Annotated in this window: 3 protein-coding genes; 2 read left to right on the top strand and 1 reads right to left on the bottom strand. The window is 45.2% G+C overall.

Features of this window, described 5'->3' with window-relative positions; all coding sequences use genetic code 11:
- Positions 1–334 precede the first annotated feature (334 nt).
- Entirely contained in the window at positions 335–994 is a 660-nt protein-coding gene (locus IM322_RS00460) for a phosphoribosyltransferase (RefSeq protein WP_147070128.1), read from the top strand.
- Positions 995–1181: 187 nt separating this feature from the next.
- On the opposite strand, the gene IM322_RS00455 is transcribed toward IM322_RS00460, so the two are convergent.
- On the bottom strand, positions 1182–1484 hold the full coding sequence (locus tag IM322_RS00455; protein ID WP_287673679.1) for a YkvA family protein: 303 nt from the start codon (positions 1482–1484) through the stop codon (positions 1182–1184).
- A 246-nt stretch (positions 1485–1730) separates the two neighbouring features.
- On the opposite strand from IM322_RS00455, the gene IM322_RS00450 reads away from it, so the two are divergent.
- Positions 1731–2540, top strand: coding sequence for a prepilin peptidase (locus IM322_RS00450; RefSeq protein WP_287673677.1), 810 nt, complete (start codon positions 1731–1733; stop codon positions 2538–2540).
- The last annotated feature ends 137 nt before the right edge of the window (positions 2541–2677 follow it).

The following is a 2677-nucleotide window of genomic DNA, read 5'->3' as shown; positions in this document are numbered from 1 at the left end:
GTCTGTAGAGCGACCATAAGACCAGAACAGAGTAAATCTGTTAAGGCAGGTGCGGAACCCCGCAAGGGAAAGAAGCAGAAACCTAAATCGTGAGGTTTGGGAATCACCGTCCGTTTTACGGCGGTGAGGATGTCAAGTTTGTTACCTAACTTTACAAAACCCTCTCGCCTAAGATTTTAGCCGATCTCTGGCCTAGAAAAACTTCGGTTAGCCGAAAAAATGTCAAGCCTTCGCTAAATTTCTTAACATTTCAGCTAGAGATTAGCGGAGAAATATAGAATAAAGTCAGGGGAGACTAGGGATCCCCACGGGGATTAGCCCCTAGGAGGGAGTTATGACTTATCTGCTCAAAGATCGGCGATCAGCAGGGAGACTATTAGCTAGTTACTTGACAGAATATACCAATAGTGCTGGGGTGCTAGTTTTGGCTTTGCCCCGGGGTGGGGTTCCGATCGCCTTTGAAATTGCCCAAAGGTTACATTTACCGCTAGATCTGTGTTTAGTGCGAAAATTAGGTGTACCGGAGCGCAAAGAGTTAGCTTTTGGGGCGATCGGTCAAAATGGTGTGCGGGTAATCAATGAAAGTATCGTTGACGACTTGCACCTATCGGAGGCGATGATGGAACGGGTAGCAAAGGAAGAAATGATCGAATTAGAGCGACGCGATCGCTTGTATCGAGGGGAGCGACCCTTTCCGGGCCTGACGGGAAAAACGATTATTCTAGTAGATGATGGTATCGCTACGGGAGCAACGATTAAAGCGGCGATTCTGACCCTTAAGGCTGGAAATCCCGCTGCTATTATTATTGCTGTTCCTATTGCCCCAGTGGAAGTCTGTGATCAATTAGAAAAATTAGTTGATCGAGTAATTTGCCTACATAAACCCTACGAATTGAGATCAATTTCTCTTTGGTACGAAGATTTTTCCCAAACCAGCGATGAGGAAGTGCAAACACTTTTAGCCACCGTCGATAGTTCTTTGATTCAAGTTTAGGGAATTAGGAAGTGGGGAATTAGGAAGTGGGGGAGTGGGGAAGTGGGGAAGTGGGGTAGTGGGGAAGTGGGTAAGTGGGTAAGTGGGTAAGTGGGTAAGTGGGGAGACCACTTCGTGCGCGTTGCGGGGGGAGAATAAATAACAGCAATCTCCTGAATTCAGAAGTCAGAATTGAGACTTACGAATTCTAACTTCTGACTTCTACGGCATCGGTATCAACGGTATTGGTTGGGGAAGAAACTTCGGTTTGATTCTTGACTCCTCCCGGACGGCGATTGCGATAATCAAGAACTAATCGCGATAATTCCGTGGTTAAAAGGGTGAGGACAATCCCATCATCGATCCAACCAATAATCGGGAAAACGTCAGGAGAAATATCGAGGGGGCTAAACAGATAAACCATAGTTCCCAGAATGATAATCCAACGATATTGGGGGTGAGTGATTTTGCTGCTGTACCAGTTGTAAAAAGATTCAACAATCGGTTTCATTAATTTGTCCTCGTTGACTGCGATAATTTAATTTTGTCAGGTTGTCCCTGGGGCTGATAGTGAGGTTTTACCCCCATTATCTAGGGTGATATCCGCTAATTAATCAAAAAAAAATGCCCAGAAGAAAATTCACCTTTAGGGATGAGCCTGAAGTATTATTACTGGATGCTTAAGAGGGGAGATAGTGGCATCTTTATCCCCTATAATAGGCGATAACAAACTAATCAATTATCTGCCAGTTTAAGGATGGAAACCCTCTTTCATCTAGTTACTTTTGCCTTTGTCTTCGCTTTTGGTGCCTCGGTGGGCAGTTTTTTAAACGTGGTCATCTATAGATTACCTCAGGGGATATCTCTAGTTTATCCCCCTTCCCACTGTCCGAAATGTCACCATAGGTTAGGTAAAAGCGAGAATATACCTGTTTTAGGCTGGTTATGGCTAGGGGGTCGCTGTCGCTGGTGTGGAACTGCGATTTCTGTCCGTTATCCAGCCGTCGAAACTTTTACCGGTTTGTTGTTTTGTCTGGTTTTAGGAGATTTTAGCTTTTCTTGGCAGACCCTCGGCTATTGGATTCTTGTAAGTTGGTTATTAGCTTTAGCTTTGATTGATTTTGACACGATGACGCTTCCTAACTCCCTCACCCAATCGGGATTAGTTTTAGGGATAGTTTTTCAAACTCTCCTGGGTTGGCAAAATAATCAAAGTGTTATCTATCTCTTTTCAGCGATCGCTAGTGCGGTTTTAGGAGTCTGGTTATTTGATCTGATCCGGTGGGGGGGGAGTTTTGCCCTCGGACAGCAGGCCATGGGGGGAGGAGATGCCAAATTAGCGGCCATGATCGGTGCTTGGTTAGGATGGCAAGCATTATTAGTCACCGGTTTTCTGGCCTGTGCTATCGGGGCGGCGATCGGTATAACGGGCATTTTTCTGGGTAAAATGGCAAAAAAACAAGCTATACCCTTCGGTCCATTTCTTGCCCTCGGCGCTCTGATGAGTGTCTTTTGGAGTGATAAGATCATCTCAGCCTATCAAGCCATTTTTTTCCCTTTGTTTTGACAATCCTGGGCCTAAAGGCGTGAGGATTCTCGAAGCTCATCACAGCCCTTTCTGGTTTCCCTTACTTAGGTCTTACACGATTAGGTCTGAACCGAACCTACTAGAATATCACTTGCTATCTAGTTATCCTTTTTCTG

The organism is Microcystis sp. M109S1 (assembly GCF_020247025.1).
Classification (GTDB): Bacteria; Cyanobacteriota; Cyanobacteriia; order Cyanobacteriales; family Microcystaceae; genus Microcystis.
Note: the sequence above shows the minus strand (reverse complement) of the source record. Positions and strands in the feature narration are given on the sequence as shown.

What these genes read in the sequence shown, in the direction of transcription:
- IM322_RS00450 (WP_287673677.1), top strand. Translation starts at nt 1,731, where the DNA reads ATGGAAACCCTCTTTCATCTAGTTACTTTTGCCTTTGTCTTCGCTTTT.
- IM322_RS00455 (WP_287673679.1), bottom strand. Translation starts at nt 1,484, where the DNA reads ATGAAACCGATTGTTGAATCTTTTTACAACTGGTACAGCAGCAAAATC.
- IM322_RS00460 (WP_147070128.1), top strand. Translation starts at nt 335, where the DNA reads ATGACTTATCTGCTCAAAGATCGGCGATCAGCAGGGAGACTATTAGCT.